Origin of the sequence: Pantoea sp. S62 (genome assembly GCF_016658625.1) — a bacterium.
Taxonomy (GTDB): Bacteria; Pseudomonadota; Gammaproteobacteria; order Enterobacterales; family Enterobacteriaceae; genus Pantoea; species Pantoea vagans.
The window spans coordinates 228711-248459 of the sequence record NZ_JACVVI010000005.1 but is presented as its reverse complement, the minus strand read 5'-3'; the positions used below and the strand labels follow the sequence as shown (position 1 = coordinate 248459).

Annotated in this window: 21 protein-coding genes and 1 tRNA gene; 11 read left to right on the top strand and 11 right to left on the bottom strand. The window is 53.0% G+C overall.

The genetic code is table 11. The features are described 5' to 3' along the window. Positions 1-84: 84 nt before the first annotated feature. On the bottom strand, positions 85-1104 hold the full coding sequence (locus tag IBT54_RS10345; RefSeq protein ID WP_095707577.1) for a DUF481 domain-containing protein: 1020 nt from the start codon (positions 1102-1104) through the stop codon (positions 85-87). A gap of 96 nt (positions 1105-1200) precedes the next feature. Then, positions 1201-1797 (bottom strand): DUF1349 domain-containing protein, encoded by a 597-nt coding sequence (locus IBT54_RS10340; protein ID WP_195857261.1) that lies wholly within the window; start codon positions 1795-1797, stop codon positions 1201-1203. A 342-nt stretch (positions 1798-2139) separates the two neighbouring features. On the opposite strand from IBT54_RS10340, the gene IBT54_RS10335 reads away from it, so the two are divergent. After that, positions 2140-2376, top strand: coding sequence for a DUF2171 domain-containing protein (locus IBT54_RS10335; protein WP_013357057.1), 237 nt, complete (start codon positions 2140-2142; stop codon positions 2374-2376). 171 nt (positions 2377-2547) lie between these two features. Here the strand turns inward: IBT54_RS10335 and ddpX are convergent, their stop codons facing one another. After that, complete coding sequence (gene ddpX, locus IBT54_RS10330; RefSeq protein WP_201252146.1) at positions 2548-3105, bottom strand: D-alanyl-D-alanine dipeptidase; 558 nt, start codon at positions 3103-3105, stop codon at positions 2548-2550. A gap of 542 nt (positions 3106-3647) precedes the next feature. Here ddpX and IBT54_RS10325 point away from each other — a divergent pair. Further along, the gene (locus tag IBT54_RS10325) at positions 3648-3974 is read left to right on the top strand and encodes a SymE family type I addiction module toxin (protein WP_201252127.1); all 327 of its coding nucleotides are present in this window, start codon (positions 3648-3650) and stop codon (positions 3972-3974) included. Between the two features lie 545 nt (positions 3975-4519). Continuing rightward, positions 4520-5338 carry a DUF4225 domain-containing protein gene (locus IBT54_RS10320; protein WP_201252126.1) on the top strand — a complete coding sequence of 273 codons (819 nt, stop codon included), beginning with the start codon at positions 4520-4522 and terminating at the stop codon, positions 5336-5338. Here the strand turns inward: IBT54_RS10320 and IBT54_RS10315 are convergent. The 3 genes from IBT54_RS10315 to IBT54_RS10305 form a co-directional block, all read right to left on the bottom strand. Next, complete coding sequence (locus IBT54_RS10315) at positions 5335-5658, bottom strand: hypothetical protein (RefSeq protein WP_201252125.1); 324 nt, start codon at positions 5656-5658, stop codon at positions 5335-5337. The two genes, IBT54_RS10320 and IBT54_RS10315, sit on opposite strands and share 4 nt — an antisense overlap. A 345-nt stretch (positions 5659-6003) precedes the next feature. Beyond that, positions 6004-6080 (bottom strand) — tRNA-Arg (locus tag IBT54_RS10310). A 94-nt stretch (positions 6081-6174) separates the two neighbouring features. Further along, on the bottom strand, positions 6175-6678 hold the full coding sequence (locus IBT54_RS10305; RefSeq protein WP_201252124.1) for a DUF1198 family protein: 504 nt from the start codon (positions 6676-6678) through the stop codon (positions 6175-6177). A gap of 172 nt (positions 6679-6850) precedes the next feature. Between IBT54_RS10305 and folD the strand changes: the two genes are divergently transcribed. Together folD and ybcJ are read left to right on the top strand one after the other, a co-directional pair. Beyond that, complete coding sequence (gene folD, locus IBT54_RS10300) at positions 6851-7717, top strand: bifunctional methylenetetrahydrofolate dehydrogenase/methenyltetrahydrofolate cyclohydrolase FolD (protein WP_013357051.1); 867 nt, start codon at positions 6851-6853, stop codon at positions 7715-7717. Then, the gene (gene ybcJ / locus IBT54_RS10295) at positions 7718-7930 is read left to right on the top strand and encodes a ribosome-associated protein YbcJ (protein WP_013357050.1); all 213 of its coding nucleotides are present in this window, start codon (positions 7718-7720) and stop codon (positions 7928-7930) included. Positions 7931-7957: 27 nt separating this feature from the next. Here the strand turns inward: ybcJ and IBT54_RS10290 are convergent, their stop codons facing one another. Next, positions 7958-9064, bottom strand: coding sequence for an AAA family ATPase (locus IBT54_RS10290; protein ID WP_201252123.1), 1107 nt, complete (start codon positions 9062-9064; stop codon positions 7958-7960). Positions 9065-9097: 33 nt separating this feature from the next. Then, the gene (gene cysS, locus IBT54_RS10285) at positions 9098-10483 is read right to left on the bottom strand and encodes a cysteine--tRNA ligase (RefSeq protein WP_041456690.1); all 1386 of its coding nucleotides are present in this window, start codon (positions 10481-10483) and stop codon (positions 9098-9100) included. A gap of 212 nt (positions 10484-10695) precedes the next feature. On the opposite strand from cysS, the gene ppiB reads away from it, so the two are divergent. The 4 genes from ppiB to purK all read left to right on the top strand — a co-directional run bounded on the left by ppiB (position 10696) and on the right by purK (position 13604). Then, positions 10696-11190: a peptidylprolyl isomerase B gene (gene ppiB / locus IBT54_RS10280; RefSeq protein WP_013357047.1), complete on the top strand. Its 495-nt coding sequence runs from the start codon at positions 10696-10698 to the stop codon at positions 11188-11190. Then, complete coding sequence (gene lpxH, locus IBT54_RS10275; RefSeq protein WP_201252122.1) at positions 11190-11906, top strand: UDP-2,3-diacylglucosamine diphosphatase; 717 nt, start codon at positions 11190-11192, stop codon at positions 11904-11906. Before ppiB ends, lpxH begins: the two co-directional genes overlap by 1 nt. A 130-nt stretch (positions 11907-12036) precedes the next feature. Next, on the top strand, positions 12037-12543 hold the full coding sequence (gene purE, locus IBT54_RS10270) for a 5-(carboxyamino)imidazole ribonucleotide mutase (protein WP_195857270.1): 507 nt from the start codon (positions 12037-12039) through the stop codon (positions 12541-12543). Further along, a complete protein-coding gene (purK, locus tag IBT54_RS10265) occupies positions 12540-13604 on the top strand; it encodes a 5-(carboxyamino)imidazole ribonucleotide synthase (protein WP_201252121.1) in 1065 nt (354 codons plus the stop codon). The genes purE and purK overlap by 4 nt, the downstream gene beginning before the upstream one ends. A 90-nt stretch (positions 13605-13694) precedes the next feature. Here the strand turns inward: purK and ybbP are convergent, their stop codons facing one another. Continuing rightward, the gene (gene ybbP, locus IBT54_RS10260; RefSeq protein WP_201252120.1) at positions 13695-16112 is read right to left on the bottom strand and encodes a putative ABC transporter permease subunit YbbP; all 2418 of its coding nucleotides are present in this window, start codon (positions 16110-16112) and stop codon (positions 13695-13697) included. Beyond that, complete coding sequence (gene ybbA / locus IBT54_RS10255; protein ID WP_010259059.1) at positions 16109-16795, bottom strand: putative ABC transporter ATP-binding protein YbbA; 687 nt, start codon at positions 16793-16795, stop codon at positions 16109-16111. Before ybbA ends, ybbP begins: the two co-directional genes overlap by 4 nt. Here ybbA and tesA point away from each other — a divergent pair. Both tesA and IBT54_RS10245 read left to right on the top strand, forming a co-directional pair. Further along, positions 16763-17389, top strand: coding sequence for a multifunctional acyl-CoA thioesterase I/protease I/lysophospholipase L1 (tesA, locus tag IBT54_RS10250; RefSeq protein WP_187266175.1), 627 nt, complete (start codon positions 16763-16765; stop codon positions 17387-17389). The genes ybbA and tesA overlap by 33 nt on opposite strands. 637 nt (positions 17390-18026) lie before the next feature. Then, on the top strand, positions 18027-18902 hold the full coding sequence (locus IBT54_RS10245) for a DUF4760 domain-containing protein (protein ID WP_201252119.1): 876 nt from the start codon (positions 18027-18029) through the stop codon (positions 18900-18902). Positions 18903-18992: 90 nt separating this feature from the next. Here IBT54_RS10245 and IBT54_RS10240 read toward each other — a convergent pair whose 3' ends face one another. After that, positions 18993-19307, bottom strand: coding sequence for a hypothetical protein (locus IBT54_RS10240; protein WP_201252118.1), 315 nt, complete (start codon positions 19305-19307; stop codon positions 18993-18995). Between the last annotated feature and the right edge of the window lie 442 nt (positions 19308-19749).

Here is a 19749-nt window from a genome sequence, read left to right as displayed (position 1 = left end):
TGACAGTACATGCAGCTTAGCCAAAGCCGGGCCGGTAACCGGATAAAAACAGTAAGGATTTGCTGCGACTCCACTATCAGCGGGTTACCACTTCAGGCCTAATCCGGTTGAGAAGATGCCTTCGTTAAGGGTATCGGGAATGCCGCTGACCAGATTGCGATGATAGCCAAGGTGCAGCGTTGACCAGGAGGTCAGGCTGTAACGCATCCCGACTTCGGCATCCAGCATAAATACTCCGTCATCATCCAGTGAGTGACCGACATCGCCGTTGCTGTAAAGCGTGACCGACTTGCCCAGCAGATAGCGCTGATAGTTCCAGCGCAGCGAGCCGCCAAAGTGCCGCTCTTCGCGATCGTCGCTGTAGCCATACTCAAAGGCACCGCCAAGCAGCGAGAGTGAGAAGGAACTGAGTTCAGTGTCCCACAGCTGATAACCCGGGCCAGTGCCGAGCAGCGCCTGCCGTGAGAGGTTCTCTACCCAGTCGCGCTTGTAGGTCGCGCGGGTCTGCCAGAAGAACTGCTCACTGACCAGATAGTCGAAGGCGTAGCGCAGGCTGTAGTTATTGGTGTTGATGCTCGCGTTTTCCTGCTCGCGATTGTAGGTCGCACCGATATCGTGCCGCCATTTGCCCTGGTTCAGTTTAGTGTTGAGCGCAAAGCTGTAATCATCGGTTTTGGTCGAGGCTTTTTTGACCTTCACACCCGCATCGATATTGCCGGTCCAGGCAAGCTGATCGGTGCGGACTTTGGCTTTCATAAACTCATCGATGCGACTGACAGAGACCTGCTGCTCCTGCTCATTGCGTTCCACCCAGACATAACCGGGATCGGACGAAGAGAGCCGCACCTGATAGTGTTCGCCGGTCTTTTTGTTTTCGACATTAACCGGATTGTCGCTGGCGAGCGTACTGACCGCATTCCACGCCAGGGTGACGGTGCCCGCGTAGTGTGTCTCAATCGCCAGCTTGCCGTCGCTGAGGTAACGGATCGTGCCGGTCAGCCGATCGCCATTATTCAGCCAGACGGTATCGGCTGCGGCCTGCTCTGCCCATCCGGTACAGCAGAAGATGACCAGCAGCCGGGTCAGTAAGATGGCGCAACGCATAGCTTTCCCTGTAAAGGCGTCGTTCGGTATGGACGACGCGTCACCGCAAATTCGGACCTGACAATTAAGCTGATTCCGCGATGATATGCAATGAAGTCAGGAAAGGTCGTGCAGGGCTTTGCCGGATGGCGGACCCAGCGTGAAGTCGCTGAAACGGATCGCCAGCCCCTCGCGTTCAGGCGAACAGCCCATCACGCCGACAAAACGCCGCGCCTGACCTGGCCACGGGCAGAGTCGCAACAGCGGCCAGGTCAGCCCGTCGGTGGAGTACTGAATTCTCAGCGCCCCTTTTTCCAGCGTGGCGCGCAGCCAGAACTGACGCGCATCACCAGGGAATACACCGGTAGACCAGTCAGAACACTCACGCGTGACCACGCTGCCGATGGCAGGCTGGTCATCGTTAAACTCAATGCCCGCTTTAACCCAGTGCGTTTCACTGTCCTGAATAAACAGACCGGCCTGATCGTAGAGCTGGCTGAAGTCCGCACTCACCTGCACCTGAACGGTAAAATCATTTTCCACCCAGAAGCCAAAAGCGTGGCCGCTATGCCGTTCGAAGCCGTACCAGGTGCGCTGCCAGAAATCGCTGTTTAACGCGGTTTCGAACTGTAGCGTATCGCCATCCAGACTGTGTACCGGCGGCTGATTAATCCAGACGCCGCCTTCGGTGGTCAGTGAGCTGACTGCGGACATAGGCACTCCTTTATGTGAGTTAAATCGTCTGCGTTCGGGCAGACCCGGGCGCGGCGACAGGCCTGATTATCATAGCGTTGATTGGTGAAACAGCCGGAGAGGATCGCGGCCAATCTGAACATGCCGGAGTGGAAAGTGCTTAGCTGAGCAGACCCGAAACTGTAAACATCGGGATCGGTTAGCGATTTCGTTTTTTCGTGTCGCGTAAACAAATAACCGCGTTCAGGTCCAGTCGGCTTAACTATTTCATTTTGTTAATTGCCTGGCGCAAACCGCGATTAACAACCAGGCTTGTTCTGTCTGAGGGCAACTGAACTCATCAAACATAAGGATTAAGTCAACATGGTAGATAAATCAGAGATTCTGGATCACGCACAGGTTGTTGATGTGAATGGCGAACACGTCGGGATTGTTGACCATTTCGAAGGCGACGACAAGATCAAGCTGGCGAAAAGCGATCCTGAAGCAGGCGGCAAGCACCACATTATTCCATTCAGCTGGGTGAAAGACGTTGATGATAATAAAGTCATCCTGTCTAAATCTAAAGCGGATGTCGAAAGCGAGTGGCAGTCTGCATAAAGCGTTAGCCGTGGCACCTGCCACGGCTTATTTCTTTTCTGCACGTTACGCTATTTTTGGTTATCACCCTGCCCGAACCCGCTTATTTTATCGCTCTGCCCTTCTGCTCATCTGTAGGAATACCGCTTTCTGCATTCCTCTCAACAGATATACCAAAACTGTTATGTCTTCTCACAGGCTGATATTTTCTGCCTGCGATGAGGAATAACAGCCAAATACGCCGTCGATCAGCGGATAACTTTCTGAACCGGGTAATTCAAAATGCCACCATTCGGTTGCAATACCGGTAAAGCCACCACCCAGCATGATGGCATTAAGCATCAGCCGGTTGCGCTGTGCCTGAAGTGGCACCGCAGGATGATAAGGATGGGAATGTTCACTCATCTCATCGAAGCCGGTCCCCATATCCACGATTTCACCCTGCTCGTCGATCAGCGTCACGTCTACCGCCGTACCACGACTGTGGTTTGATCCGCGCGTCAGCGGTGCAACATAATCCTGATTAGGGCAGGCCTGCCACAGAATTGCCTGCGCGGCAGGTGGCCTGTACGCGTCGAGGATCAGCAGCGAATAGCCCGCCACGTTTGCAATATCGATACTTTTCGCCAGCGCTCTTGCCGCATCAACATGCAGCAGACAGCGTGCGTCGCGGTAGATCGGCTGACCGGTCAGGTTGTCGGCGGTGGCGTATTTCAGATCGATGGCTGACTGAGGAAAGGCCTCAGCAATATCAAAAAGATTTTTTTACTTTCCATGACGGAGTGCTCCCTGTTTATGTGCTCTGTGGCGGGCTGGCCGGAGAGGAGGGTTATGAGGCGGCTATAATGGCATTGCGGCGGGAGGAAAAAAAGGTGTCGTAAATTTTTGGGTCCGGGCGTGGTGTGGCAGTTTGTTTACTCAGAATTGTGGCTGGCAGGTTTAAAGGCTTGAGAGATGAGTACAGGCGGAATAATCAGTTACCTGAATTCAGGATCTGTAGCGCTTTATAAATAATTACAGTCAGATGAAAGGCAATATTTCAATTCCAGAAAATTCTAATTCTTTATCACTTTTACTTCATATGAAAGTGCAGCAGTTAATTACTTTATTTTGCGATCTGCGCCGCAAATAATAGCATTTTAACTGTGAGGAAACTCGCTGATTTACATCAATTTTCATCTGGACTTTATTCATATTTGTTGATTATATATACAGATATTTAGCGCGAACCAGAGGTGTTGGAGCACCCCTGGATCGCTAATCACAACCACTATTTAGCGAGAATAGAGATCATGACTGAGTCAGAGTGTAATGCAGTTGGTTTAAATCCAGAAGACCCTTCCATTACCCGGCGTAAATTAACGGTGAGTTACGCCAGCCGGTATCCAGACTATATCCGTATTCCCTCGATTATTATGAAAGGCCAGTGGCTGGCAGCCGCCGGATTTACTACCGGCACCGAAGTTGAGGTGAACGTCACAGAGGGCCGTATTGTACTGACCGTGAAGCCACCCGAGCCGGTCGATGAGCAACTGGTTAATGCGTTAGCGCAGCTGAACAAGCTGCCTGCAAGAAAACAGAAGCAGGTGCTGGCATTGTCGGGTGTGGTTGCGGGTTAATGGCGTTGAGGTGAAAGGATGCCGCTTCGGGTTGGGGAGCGGCAGATTGAGGTTGTCACATGATAAGTGTGCAAATCACTATTTGAATGCTGTTATTTATCGCTAATATTCAGCATTCATTCTAAAGCAATCACCATTTTTTCTAAAAAGATCAATTAATCTAGAAAATACCTCAATAGTTATGCTGTGGGACGCTCATTCCAGGCATCATGTGCCAGTAGATTAACGTCTTTATAAAGGTGTGTGATTTTCTCATAATTAAATGCAACCTTTCCCATATACCCGGTTTGCGGACAATTTCGCCAATCATGTTAGTGGAACAGCTAAAATAAAAGTACGGGTGCGCATTTTCTGCCCAGACCACAGTTGAACCTGGGATCTGTTTTATGCCTTATCGGCCTTAATCCCACCCTGTAGTGAACTTTCGTTTAGTGGATCAGTGTCGCAAGCATGCCATGCATCAATTTGAGATCCTTTGCAACTCCAGCTATTTTAGGATCTGAAAATCACGTTTACTCAGACCGAATTTTTACAGAGGCACTGTTATGGACAACTACTGGGACACGAAAAGACTCTCAAACTACTTTCTGACGATGGCAAACCTTGAATCTAATCATTTAGTTAACACAGCCATTTCACTTTCTCAATTTCATCTTAAGGATGCGCTTGTAAGACTAAAATTTCAGGATGAGGTGCGCGAGTTCGCTCGTCTACAGATCCATACGATTCGTACTTCGAATTCTGACGAGCAGTGTCAGGAGTGCATTCAGAATCTGAAGCAGGAAAGCCAGCATCTCAGGATTCAGGACAGAATGCTCAGAACGGGTGAAGCTGTTATATCGTCTTCAGTGCAGTTTTATCATGACCACGAAAAGGTCATTGGGTATGTAATCAATGGTATTGGAGTGGTGTTGAGTGGCTTACAGATTGTGGCAGGAGTCGGTCTGATTGTAGGTTCTGTAACTACGGGTAATGTTTTAGGTGTTGTAGCGGGTTCAACTCTGGTGATGAATGGAGTGGGATCAGGGATTGAGAGCATAGGGAAACTCAGCGGTGTGGCTCATCCATCAAATCCAATAAGAGACAAATATGAAGATGTTGCAGATTTTCTTGGCTTTGATAAGCGCCTCGGATTATTAACCTATCAGGTAGTTGATTTGACAACATCATACTATGGCATTTTCAAGCTGACTTTAAAGCCAGAGGCCTGGAGACTGTACAAATATCTGCCAACTGACTATTACCGCAAAGTTCAGGTTACGAGTAAGCCTGCGCTCGCGTTAAAAGGCGCTGGAGCAGTCTATAATGGGGCTGGAATAGGTTTGAACCTTTATCAAATGAAAAATAGCCCCGTACAAAACTAACCTCTGGTTTTTTTAATAAACCGGTTTGCTTTCCAGGCCAGGTTCAGAGGGGTAACAAAATAGACTACAAGGAATGCAAACGTCAGGACAATAATATATGGAATGGCATTTGAAGCATCCGCATTGAAAATGCCATCCAATCCAATCAGGATCAAAATAACAAGGGCGATGACTCCGCCCCAGAAGCGTTTACTCAGATCAATCACGAGGCTTTGGAGTGTATCTTTTTTTGACTCGTCTTTTTTAATAATGCTTTTGAGCTTACCAATGTCTTTAGCAGAGAAGCCGTTATCATAAAGTTCTTGCTCAAATTCGTTCATCTGATTCATCCTGAATGACGTTGCGATACGTGCGAAATATAGCACAGTGAACCCGGCGCATGCTAACCAACTGGCTTGCTCTGGTATCAATGTTTCCTCACTTTTGCAGGCTCTGCCTGAACATCAAGCTGAAATCCTAAAGCGCAAAATATAATAGCGCTCAATATAAACAGCAGGATAAACAACAAGCACATTATAAGCCTCGAAAAATCAAAGACCTGTTCAAAACGCCATGAAAGTACTGATGACAATTAATTTCGTGGAGAAGAATAAGAGTAAAACGTTGAGGTATGCTTCTGAGAGTTAAGCAAAAGTGAGTCTCGGGATGCAATGCAGAAGAGAATTTGGTACGCCCTACAGGATTCGAACCTGTGACCTACGGCTTAGAAGGCCGGTGCTCTATCCAACTGAGCTAAGGGCGCATGGAGATGGCACGGATTATACGTCGGGAAGCGGGTACGTCAACGTTTTTGCCGTTTCACCGCAGCGAAGTGCTGCGGTAATAACCAATTGGCGTCAGTGACGCCTGCGCCATTCGCTGAGCGACATGAGTTTGCTGGTGCCGGTAAATTCTCCTTCCAGCTCAATCCCTTGTGATGTGAAACGCGCATTGTATTGCTCACGAAGTGCGTGCAGCTCCTGGCTGTCCGGCTCCAGCTGGCGCAGAAAGCCCAGCGCGAGCAGCAACTGCTGGCGGCTGATAAGCGGTGGAAAACCGGCACGACTGAGAATGGCATGCCAGCGCTGGCTGTTCTCCTCGCTGCCGTCAACAATCAACACCTGCCAGATCAGCAGTACCGCTGCGCCGTTATGCAGGTGCGTTTCATTATCGCTGCTGAGATAGTCGGTAAACTCTTTCGCCGCCTCTTTACCCATCATAGAGAGCATTGATTCCACCTGTACCGGTGGCAGCTGCAGCCGTTTGCTGAGCCGCTGAGCGGCGTGGCGTGGGCCAGCGGTGAGCAGCTGAAATCCAGCGACAAACACCACCGCCAGAGTAGCAAGCATTATCCAAATCATTACATCGTCCCCGGATTGTCCTGCAGATATCATACGCATGCAGGCAGGCACTCGTCGCGACGAAAAAGCCAGAAAGCGCATACGCGGCTGAAACTGTGACTGACAGCGCGCCGCGCTTCTGACAAAATAGCCCCTTCCCCGATTCAACACAACACAGTGGATTTCCTCTCTGATGGCAGCAAAAATTATTGACGGTAAAACGATTGCGCAGCAGGTGCGCGTTGAGGTTGCGGAAAAAGTGAAGCAGCGCCTGGCCGCCGGAAAACGTGCGCCAGGTCTGGCCGTGGTTCTGGTGGGTGAAAACCCGGCATCGCAGATCTATGTGGCCAGCAAACGCCGCGCCTGTGAAGAGGTCGGTTTCCACTCCCGCTCTTACGATCTGCCTGCCACCACCCGCGAAGCTGAGCTGCTGGAGCTGATCGATAAGCTCAATCAGGACAACGAAATCGATGGCATCCTGGTGCAGCTGCCGCTGCCAGCGGGCATCGATAATGTGAAGGTGCTGGAGCGCATCACGCCGGATAAAGATGTTGATGGCTTCCACCCTTATAACGTTGGCCGCCTGTGCCAGCGTGCGCCAACCCTGCGTCCCTGCACGCCGCGCGGTATCGTGACGCTGCTGGAGCGCTACAACATCGACACCTACGGCCTGAACGCTGTGGTGGTCGGGGCGTCCAACATTGTGGGTCGTCCGATGAGCATGGAGCTACTGCTCGCGGGCTGCACCACTACCGTGACCCATCGCTTTACCAAAGATCTGCGCCATCACGTTGAGCATGCCGATCTGCTGGTCGTTGCGGTGGGCAAGCCAGGCTTTATTCCGGGCGACTGGATTAAACCCGGTGCCATCGTTATCGACGTGGGCATTAACCGTCTGGACAGCGGCAAAGTAGTGGGCGACGTTGATTTTGACAGCGCATCAGAGCGCGCTTCTTACATTACCCCGGTACCGGGCGGTGTCGGACCGATGACAGTCGCAACACTGATTCAAAATACGCTGCAAGCGTGCGAAGAGTTTCACGATAAAGAGGACGTTTAAATGGCAAGTTTTTCACTGGGTAAATTCCCGCATGTCGATCTGTGTGACCTGCTGAAGCTGGAAGGCTGGGTTCAGAGCGGCGCACAGGCGAAAGTCGTGATTGCCGAGGGTGAAGTGAAGGTCAACGGCGCGGTAGAGACCCGTAAGCGTTGCAAGATCGTTGCCGGTCAGACCGTGGAATTTGCCGGTTTTCGCATCACTGTCGTCGAGTAATTCCCGGGCGTCCCTGCGGGGACGCTGTCACAGCAGTTCATCCCCCGCGACACACGTCTCCCCTTCCCGCTGTTCCAGTGCAATATGATTCACCGCCGTATGCTGCGCAATCAGCGTTGCAAGCCGGGGTGAATGGCTGGTGATCCAGAGCTGGCTGTACTGACTGGCTTCGGCGATTAAACGCGCCAGCGCAGGCAACAGATCTTCATGCAAACTGTTTTCCGGCTCATTCAGTGCCATAAAGGCGGGTGGGCGCGGGCTGAGCAGCGCCACAACCAGACAGAGAAACCGCAGCGTGCCGTCTGAAAACTCCGCGCTCTCCAGCGGACGCAGAATGCCGTGGCGGGACATCAGCATCTGAAAGCGACCGTTCTGCACGTCGACGTCAAACTGGCTGTCGGGAAACGCCTGCGTCATCACCTCAGACAACAGTTCTGAATGACCACGCTCCACGATGGTTGCCCAGGCTGCTGCCAGATTGCTGCCATCATGGCTCAGCACCGGCGCACGCACCCCAATCTGTGGCGCACGTATCGGTGAGCCAGGCCAGACGGCGAACTCATGGTAGAAGCGCCACTGCTGCAGCCGCTCGCGTAACTGCGACAGCTCCGGGTAGAGATGGGGTTCACCCAGCTGACCAAACAGCGACTCTTCAGGATGCAGCACCGCCGGATAAGCGACGCGATCCCCTTCAACGTTGTGCAGAAAAGCAGTCTGATTTTCGCGCTGCATGATGCAGGCAGAAGGGCGACGACGCTGGCCGCTGAGCCAGAGCCGCTCCTGCTTCACCAGCGGATCAAGATTGAACAGGCTGGTCGACAGCGGCTCGGGAAAGCCAATCTCCAGCTGGTAATCCATATCATCCATCACCACGGCCAGCTCCAGACGCTTTGGATCGTGTCGGCGATCGCCCCGGCGCAAGCCACCCGCCCACATCGTTTTCTGAATGCCGCCTTCGTCAGCCAGTGCCAGCGCCAGACGACCGGAGACCGCTTCGTGCAGCAGTCGCACCGCTTTGTAGAGGTTAGATTTACCGCAGCCGTTGGGACCGCTCACCACATTCAGCTGCTGCAGTGACAGCGTCAGGTTACGTATTGAGCGGAAGCCGCGGATCTGAATCTGTTCAATCGCCATAATAAAAAAGGGCGATTGCTCGCCCTCTCCGGTTTATTTTCGACGCCAGCTGGAGCCTTGTGGCCCATCCTCGACGATGACCCCCAGCGCGTTAAGCTTGTCGCGTGCGATGTCCGCTTCCGCCCAGGCTTTGGCGGCACGCGCATCGGCACGGGCTTTCACCCAATGTTCGATCTCGGCAACCTCTTCGTCATTCACCTGCGCGCCGCTTTGCAGGAACAGCTCAGGATCCTGCTGCAGGATGCCCAGCACGTTAGCCATCTCACGCAGCTTCGACGCCAGCCCATGTGCTGAAGCGCCATCTTCGCTTTTCAGGCGGTTAACTTCACGCGCCATATCGAACAGCACCGAGTAGGCTTCCGGGGTGTTGAAATCATCGTCCATTGCGCTGCGGAAACGCGCTTCAAACGCTTCGCCGCCGTGCGCTTTAACGCTGCTGTCGGTGTGACGCAGTGCGGTATAAAGACGCTCCAGCGCCGCACGCGCCTGGTTCAGGTTATCTTCGCCGTAGTTAAGCTGGCTGCGATAGTGACCGGACATCAGAAAGTAACGCACTGTCTCCGCATCATAATGTTGCAGCACGTCACGCACGGTGAAGAAGTTGCCGAGCGATTTAGACATCTTCTCGCGGTCAACCATCACCATGCCGGAGTGCATCCAGTAGTTAACGTAAGGACCGTCATGGGCGCAGCTCGACTGGGCGATTTCGTTTTCATGGTGCGGGAACATCAGGTCCGAACCGCCGCCGTGGATGTCGAAATGGGTGCCCAGCTGTTTGCAGTTCATCGCCGAGCACTCGATATGCCAGCCAGGACGACCGTTGCCCCACGGCGATGACCAGGCTGGCTCATCCGCTTTAGACATTTTCCACAGCACGAAGTCCATCGGATTACGCTTCACGTCCGCGACTTCAACCCGCGCGCCCGCCTGCAGCTGCTCCAGATCCTGACGCGACAGTGCGCCATAATCGGTGTCGCTCAGCACATCAAACATCACGTCGCCATTGTCCGCCACATAGGCGTGATTGCGGGCGATCAGCGTCTGCACCAGCTCAATGATTTCAGCAATGTGGCGGGTGGCGCGCGGTTCCTCATCAGGTGGCAGGATCCCCAGCGCGGCGAAGTCGTTGTGCATCTCGCCAATCATACGGTTGGTCAGCGTTTCGATGCTCTCACCGTTTTCATTGGCGCGTTTGATGATTTTGTCGTCAATGTCGGTGATGTTACGTACATAGTTAAGCTGATAACCGAGGTAACGCAGGTAGCGCGCCACCACGTCAAACGCCACGAACGTCCGCCCATGACCAATGTGACAGAGGTCATACACCGTGATGCCGCAAACATACATCCCGATTTTACCGGCATGAATGGGTTTGAATTCCTCTTTCTGTCGACTCAGGGTGTTATAAATCTTAAGCATTGAACGGTTCCGTTTTTGCGTGTGGTTGGCTTTTTTAAGTATCCAGACATTGTGCCGTATTTTTATCGCTCGCGCGACGCAAAGCAAGCCAACTGCGCCGTGCTGCTGACGCGTCATTGGAAATTATGATATAAGAACGGTCGACTAAAAGGGGTACGCCAGTTAACAGCGCGATCCCGGCAACTGATCACAACCTTTACAGGACAACAAAAATGGTAACTTTCCAGACGAACCATGGCGATATCGTAATCAAAACTTTCGATGATAAAGCGCCGGCAACCGTACAGAACTTCCTGGATTACTGCCGTGAAGGTTTTTACGACAACACCATTTTCCACCGTGTCATCAACGGCTTTATGATTCAGGGCGGTGGCTTCGAGCCGGGCATGAAGCAGAAAGCTACCAAAGATGAAATCCAGAACGAAGCGAACAACGGTCTGAAAAACACCAAAGGTACGCTGGCAATGGCACGTACCTCTGCACCGCACTCTGCGACCGCACAGTTCTTCATCAACGTAGCTGACAATGACTTCCTGAACTTCCGTGACGAAAGCGTTCAGGGCTGGGGCTACTGCGTATTTGCAGAAGTGGTTGAAGGCATGGACGTGGTCGAGAAGATCAAAGCCGTTTCTACCGGCCGCAGCGGCATGCACCAGGATGTGCCAAAAGATGACGTCGTGATCCAGAAAGTGACCGTCAGCGAGTAATGTCCCGCACGCTGTTTATCGCAGATCTCCATCTGTGTCAGGAAGAACCGGCGATTACCGCCGGTTTTCTGCATTTTTTACAGCGCGAAGCGCCCCACTGCGACGCGCTCTATATTCTCGGCGATCTGTTTGAAGCCTGGATTGGCGACGACGATCCCAATCCGCTGCATCAGCAGATTGCCAGCGCCCTGCGCGCCCTCACGGTTCCCGTCTGTTTTATTCATGGCAACCGCGACTTCCTGATTGGCCGACGCTTTGCGCGCGCCAGCGGCATGACGCTGCTGCCGGAAGAACAGGTACTGACGCTCTACGGCCATCGACTGCTGATCATGCACGGCGATACGCTCTGCACGGACGATGCGGGTTATCTGCGCTTTCGTGCCAAAGTGCACAATCCCTGGATTCAGCGACTGTTCCTGGCGCTGCCGTTATGGATACGAAAACGCATTGCCGCCCGGATGCGCGCCGACAGCAAACAGGCCAACCAGCACAAATCCCAGACCATTATGGATGTGAATCAGGATGCCGTGGCCGCCGCGATGCTGCGCCAGCAGGTGCCGCTGCTGATCCACGGCCACACCCATCGCCCGGCAATCCATACGCTGAGCTTAAAAGGTGAAACGGCGCAACGCGCGGTGCTGGGTGCCTGGCACAGCCGTGGTTCGATGATTCAGCTCGACGCCAGCGGCATTCAGCTTATCCATTTCGACTTCTGATCGCCGGTTAAATCCACGACATCTGGCCGACGCAACCGTTTTCCTTGCGTCGTTGTCATGCTATTCTCGGTGCCCTTCAAAACCTGTCCGCCCGGCCAGGTCTGTTTGTTTATTCACAGGAGTTGACCGCATGTCATCCAACGCCCCGGCCCGCATCGCCATTGTTATGGGTTCCAGAAGTGACTGGGCCACCATGCAGTTCGCCGCTGAAATCCTCACCAGCCTGGACGTCCCTTTTCATGTTGAAGTGGTCTCTGCGCACCGCACCCCGGATAAACTGTTCAGCTTCGCCGAAACGGCAGCCGGTAACGGTTTGCAGGTGATTATTGCTGGCGCAGGTGGCGCAGCCCATCTGCCGGGTATGCTGGCGGCCAAAACGCTGGTGCCGGTGCTGGGTGTGCCGGTGCAGAGTGCGGCCCTGAGCGGCGTCGATAGCCTCTATTCGATTGTGCAGATGCCGCGCGGTATTCCGGTCGGTACGCTGGCGATTGGCAAAGCGGGTGCGGCTAATGCCGCCCTGCTGGCGGCGCAGATTCTGGCGCTGCATGACAGTGCGCTGGCATCCCGCCTGAATACCTGGCGTGAGAGCCAGACCGATGAGGTGCTGAACCATCCCGATCCGCGGGTGGATGCATGAAGCCGGTCTGCGTACTGGGCAACGGCCAGTTAGGCCGTATGCTGCGCCAGGCGGGTGAACCGCTGGGCATCGCGGTCTATCCGGTAGGTCTGGATGCCGACCCTGCCTCCCTGCCGATCGCTGACAGCGTAATCACCGCCGAAATTGAACGCTGGCCGGAAACGGCGCTGACGCGTGAGCTGGCGAGTCATCCAGCTTTTGTTAACCGTGATATTTTCCCACGTCTGGCCGATCGCCTGACGCAGAAACAGCTGCTGGATCAGCTGGGGCTTGCCACCGCGCCGTGGCAGTTGCTGGCGGATAAAAGCGAATGGCCAGCGGTGTTTGATTCACTGGGCGAGCTGGCGATTGTGAAAAGCCGCACCGGCGGTTACGACGGGCGGGGTCAGTGGCGTCTGCGTGCTGATGAAACTGACCAGCTGCCAGAGGCATGCTACGGCGAAAGCATCGTTGAGCAGGGCATCAACTTTTCCGGTGAAGTGTCACTGGTCGGCGCGCGCGGTCACGATGGCTCGATGGTGTTCTATCCGCTGACGCATAACCTGCATCAGGACGGCATTCTGCGCACCAGCGTGGCACAGCCGCAGGCGGATCAGACACAGCAGCAGCAGGCCGAAGCGATGCTGAGCGCGATCATGCAGGCGCTGAATTACGTGGGCGTGATGGCGATGGAGTGTTTTGTGACGCCAGCCGGACTGCTGATCAATGAGCTCGCACCGCGTGTACACAACAGTGGTCACTGGACACAGAACGGTGCGTCGATCAGCCAGTTTGAGCTGCATCTGCGCGCCATTCTGGGCCTGGCCTTACCGCAGCCGGTGGTGTTTGCGCCGTCGGTAATGGTGAATCTGATTGGTACCGACGTGAATCTCAGCTGGCTGCAGCAGCCGCTGGTGCATCTGCACTGGTACGACAAAGAGGTACGTCCGGGTCGTAAAGTGGGCCACCTCAATCTGACCGACAGCAATGCAGAGCGGCTGAAAGCGGCGCTGAATGCGCTGGTGCCTCAGCTTCCGGAAGAGTACGCCAGCGGCATCGCCTGGGCCGTTGAAAAGCTGTAGTTTCCCTGAACCCGTTACCCGATTGCGGGTAACGGGTGCGTCTCGATAAAGGTCAAAGGCGGCCTGGCGCCGCCTTATTTCAGCCCTGCCTTATGCCGCATCAAACTTCCTGAACAGCGCTTTCCCTTTCAGTAACCGGACTCCCAGCCAGCCGCCACAGAGCGATAACAGCAGCGCGCCACACAACGGCAACGCCAGCCATAATGTCCAGTCAGGCTGCCATGGGAAGTCGAAAATCTTAGTCTGTAATCCCCACAGCGCCGCTTCTGCTCCCATTGCGGCCGCCACGCCGGAGACCACGCCGAGCAGCGCAAACTCACACCACAGCGTGGTGCGCAGCAGGCGTTTGCCCGCACCGAGCGTGCGATAGACCACCAGTTCCTGCCGACGCTGCCGCATCCCGACCTGAATCTGCGCCAGCAACAGCAACACACCGCAGGCAGTGACCAGTACCACCATGATCTCCAGCGCCCGGCTGACCTGCGTCAGTACCTGACCGATCTGCTGCATAATGCTGCCGATATCCAGCAGACTCAGCGCCGGGAAAGCACGGTTCAGCTGCGCCAGCAGAACAGGATTCGCCTCCATGCGGAAGCTGGTGAGCCAGGTCTGCGGCTGGCTGTCGAGCGCACCCGGCGGGAAGATAAAGAAGAAGTTCGGCTTCAGACTTTCCCAGTCCACTTTACGCAGGCTGGTAATACGGGCGCTGAACGTCTGCGTATCACCGTCGAACGTCAGGGTATCGCCGAGCTTCAGCCCCAGCCGATCCGCCAGCTCCACTTCCATCGACACTTCACCCGCTTTCGGCGGCCAGTTGCCTGCCACCAGCGGATTGTGATCCGGGCGATCGGCCAGCGCCGTCAGGTTAAGCTCGCGGTTAAGGGCATTATCCAGTTTCGGATCGGCCGGTTTACCGTTGAGTTCGCTAAGCCGCACCCGCGCAATCGGATAGAAGGTTTCAGGCTTAATCTGATGCGCTTGCAGGAAATCACGCACCTGCGGCACCTGATCCGCCGTCATGTTGAGCAGGAAGAAGTTCGGGCTATCCGCCGGTAACTGCTGCTGCCAGCGATCCAGCAGATCGCCGCGCATCACCAGCAGCAGCGCCAGCAGCATAAACGACAGCGAAAAGGCCGCGAGCTGGCTCAGCGTCATCCCGGGCTGGCGCAGCAGCCGGTTGATCGCCAGTCGCAGTGCCAGATTGCGTACCACCAGCCGACGCAGCAGCAGCAGGGTTCCCCAGCCGAGTAACGCCAGTAATCCCGCCAGCACCACCACACCCGCCAGCAGCGCCCAGAGCATTTTACTGCCGCCGACCAGCAGCGCTAACAGCGCCACCACCACCACGATCATTACCGGAATATAAAATTTCAGCGGCCAGAGATTTGCCACCGCATCGCGCCGCAGCACCCGCAGCGGCTGGGTTGCCAGCAGCAGACGATAGGGACGCAGACCCACCAGCAGCGAAATCACAAACAGCGAACCCACCGCCCAGATCCACGGCCAGACGCTGGCCGCCGGTAAGCTGGCAGGCAACACGGGTTTCAGCATCGTCATCAGGATCGCTTCCACGCCCTGCCCCACCACACCTCCGGCAATCGCCGCCAGCAGCAGCACCGCCAGCCACTGACCGATGATCAAACGCTGCAATGCGCCCTGCGTCGCGCCAAGGGTTTTCAGCACCGCCACCAGATCGTAGCGGCTGCGGCAATAGTGGCTCATGGCAACCGCCACAGCCGCAATCGCCAGCATCAGCGTCAGTAAGGCCGAGAGCAGCAGGAATTGTTGCGCGCGCTGCATCGAACGGCCCAGCGCATCTTCTGAGTTATCTACGCTGATCCAGCGCTGATCCGCCTTCAGCTGTGGTTGAATCCAGCGGTCATAGCGGGCCAGCTGCTCAGGATTGCCGGAGAATTTATAGCGCCAGGTGATGCGACTGCCAGGCTGAATCGCACCGGTTCTGGCGGCATCCGCCAGATTGATCAGCAGGCGCGGTGCCATCTCAAACGGGTTAAAGCCGCCATCCGGCTCCTGAATCACCTCACCGCTGACGCGCAACTGGGTATCTCCCACTTCCAGCATGTCGCCCACTTTCAGATTCAGCAGCGCCATCAGGCGCGGTGCCGCCAGCGCGGTGCCTGCCTGGGGCCGCAGCCCCGGCGGCTGCGTCTGCAGCGTGCCAAACATCGGGTAGCGGTCATCCACCGCTTTGACGGAGGCGAGCTGCGGTGACTGATCTGCAAAAGTCATGGTCATAAAGATGAGCTGGGAACTGACCGTCAGGCCGGTTTCCCGCGCCTTTTCCAGCCAGGCTTCGGGCGCAGCATCGGTGCTGCGCAGCGTGCGGTCACCGGCCATAAAATCACGGCTCTGCTGATTCAGCCCTTTTTCCATACGATCGCTGATCGACCCCAGCGCCAGTACGCAGGCCACCGCCAGCGTCAGGGCCAGCCAGACAATCAGCAGCGAGGGCGAACGCCACTCGCGCCAGAACCAGCGCCAGATCATTGCTCCTCCCACAATTTACCGTCGCGCAGCCGCAGACGACGATCGCAGCGCGCCGCCAGTTGCTCGTCATGCGTCACCAGAATCAGCGTGGTTGCGAAGTCGCGATTAAGGGAAAAGAGCAAATCGGCGATGCGATCACCGGTTTTACGATCGAGGTTGCCGGTCGGCTCATCTGCAAACAGCAGACCCGGACGACCACTGAAGGCGCGGGCCAGCGCGACACGCTGCTGTTCACCGCCTGACAGCTGAGCGGGCAGATGATGCAGACGTTCACCCAGCCCGAGCAGCGTCAAAAGTTCCCGTGCCTGTTCGCGGCTCTGGCGGTCGCTGTCGCCGCGCAGGAGTGATGGCAACTGGACGTTCTCCTGCGCATTCAGGGTCGGCACCAGCATGAATGACTGAAACACAAAGCCGACCTGCCGGGCACGCAGGGCCGCACGCTGCTCTTCGTTCATCTGGTGCAGCGGCTGCCCCAGCAGATGAACTTCGCCGCTGCTGCCATCGTCCAGCCCGGCCAGAATGCCCAGCAGGGTTGACTTGCCGGAGCCGGACTCGCCAATCAGCGCAATGGTCTCGGCTGGTTTGACAACCAACTCAACTCCGGTGAGGATGGTTAACTGATGCTCTCCCTGACCGACGGACTTAGTAAGATGATGAACTTCAACAATGTTTTCCGCTGGCATTATCCCTTCCTGTTATTGATTCTTCTGATGGCGTCGCGTCTTGCTGCGGCAGATACCCTGATGGTGCTGGGCGACAGCCTGAGTGCAGGCTATCGTATGTCTGCCACGGCGGCCTGGCCCAGCCTGCTCGATAAGCAGTGGCAGCAAAAACCGAAAGTGGTCAACGCCAGCATCAGCGGCGATACTGCCGCACAGGGACTGGCGCGTCTGCCTGCGCTATTAAAACAGCATCAGCCGCAATGGGTGTTAATCGAACTGGGCGGTAACGATGGTCTGCGCGGTTTTCCGCCTGATGCTATCGCGCAGAATCTGAGTAAAGTCATCGACGATGTCAAAGCCGCCAATGCAAAGCCGCTGCTGATGCAGATCCGCCTGCCCGCCAACTATGGCCGCCGCTACACCGAAGCGTTCAGCGGCATCTACCCTGGCCTGGCGCAGCAGCATGATATTCCTCTGGTGCCCTTTTTCATGGAGCAGGTCTATCTGAAGCCCGGGTGGATGCAGCAGGATGGCATTCATCCTAATCCTGATGCCCAGCCGTTTATCGCCGGGTTAATGGCAAAAGAACTGGCTCCCTTAGTTAAGCAGCCGTAGCGCGCCTGGATGCGCAAAAAGGGTAAAGAAATGCAAAATAACCTAACCTTTAAAATTAAAATAAAAAAATCAATAAGTTACATTATATTCTATAGATAGTGGCGATGAAATGGCGACGCAAAATCAACTACTTATCTGATTTACTATTTTCATTAGCGGGCCGTTTTAGAGGATGATCATCACCTGAAATTTGCAGTGAGATGTTGATAAATTACTCCCCTTGCACTAAACCTAGATTATGGTTGATAAATAAGCTAATTATGTTAAAAAATGCTATAAACCCTTTACATTCAATTTGTTAGCCGTGTCCATCGTTAAATTGCAAATAATTAGCTTGCAACTTATTAAGCCAATGAAATTTAAGGATTTATTTTTATGTTCGACTTGCATTCTTCCACAAATTTCCCTTGATACTTGTTGTCAATCACTGTTATTCTTGCCCGACAAAATTCATACGGTCTTGGACGTTCCTAAGTCTTAGACGGTAGTAGTAGAAGTCACACCACCACCAAGGAGTAGCTATTATGAAGAAGACTTTTGAAGTAGGTTTTGGCGAAGGCTAACCATCCAAATATTTTTCTTTCAAGTTACACTGAGACCTCCATTTTGGAGGTCTTTTGCTATGGAGTCTTAAAAAGTGGCCCGAAATCTTGTTGTTATATCCTCAACAGCATTATTGATTTTTATTTTTGCACGAGGTTTGTTTACTTTTATCTATCCTCAAGTGCTGCCTTTTAGCATTGCAATATTTGACTGGCTAATCGTTATGTCAGGTGCAGGAGCTGTAATTTCTTACACCTTTTGTTTTATTGATAAAAAATACCCTGACACAAAAGAATTCCTTCCGATCTTCAGTTTTATTTGCTACACAATTGTTTTGATTGGCTATGCCATATTGAGATACCTTCCTACCTATCAAACATCCCTCTCCATAATTGTTACAGGAATGCTCGTAGGAATGGGGTGGTGGATTCAATGTATCACTTCCTCTGCAAATAGTAGACGCTCTCACACCCTGAATATGATTATCAATACTAGGACTAGTCCCGAGTATCAAAAACAACTTCGCAATAGTACGAAACTCTATCGCGGTATGCGATATGTTCCACAGGAACTATCTGAGTGGCGCTGTAACCCAGACAAAGAAGAATATAAAAACATCTGCGTACCGGATACATATCGTGATGCCATCAATGGATTATTGTACATTCTTAACTATTTCGAATTCTTGGCGCAGGGGATTAAGTTTAAGGATTTGGATGATGAATTATTAAGAGAGTGCTTCTCAAGTTTCTTAAAAGGAATTGAGCGGCGGGGATTCCATATGATTTTAGAATCTCAAAAGCAGGACCCACTTGCCTTTGTTGGTATCATTGAGTTATCAAAAAAATGGAATAATACTTCTTTTGTTGAGACTCACAGGGCAAATCCTAATACTACTGAGCTTGGGATTTCTTACCCTTCGAATGATATAGTAGAAAAAATGATTGCTGGTGATGATTCTGTTAAGTGAATATAACTTTGGACTATCACCAGATATGCAGGGTAAATTAATTTAAAAATCAGGCCGCGATATTAGCGGCCTGATTTCTATAATATTAAATCAAGACAGGCCTTCATGAAGAATCTTTTGGAAGTATTTGCTTCCTGCATCAGATTGCATTTCTTCCCAGCTATTGTAACTTGTATTTTTTATGATAAAGGATTCCCATTCATCATCAGGTATTGCCTTAAAATCTTCCGGCGTTTCTACTTTAAAACCTGACTTTTCAAACATATCCTCCAAAGAAGTAAATGATGAGCATGCCGCCAAAAAATCTTTATTAAAGAGCTCTGCGAAACTAACGGACTTTGTTTCAGCTATTTTACTTAGATTTTTAGAAAGTTTATTGATGCCATCACTGAAGTTCTTTCCCATTCTATACCTCCGCTAAATTAGTATGTATTGTACAATTTAAACCTCATACTATCAGTCAGCCATAGAGCTAAAAACTAACTTCGATTCTTTCTTGCTTAATAATGTAAGTCACTTTCTTATGATTCTGGCTTCGTAGATAGATTTTTTCCCTGAGCAAAAAGCAGCCTGCCATGCATTCTCGTCATGCGCAATTAGAAATAAAACAGAGGAATTTTTTTTATAATTTGATTGCTATACATTTCAGTTTTACTAAGAACAATAATTCTCGCGTCACCCTTGCCCCGTCTGGGCTTGGTGGTTTCGCAGCATCAGGGGGATGTAGATCCAATTGAGATCCCAACACAGACCCAAAATCAACAATTCCCTTTAATTTCATATTGATAGCAATCTCCCTTTAACCATCCGAGATCCGCAAAACTGAAAAGCACTGAAATTCTTTTCA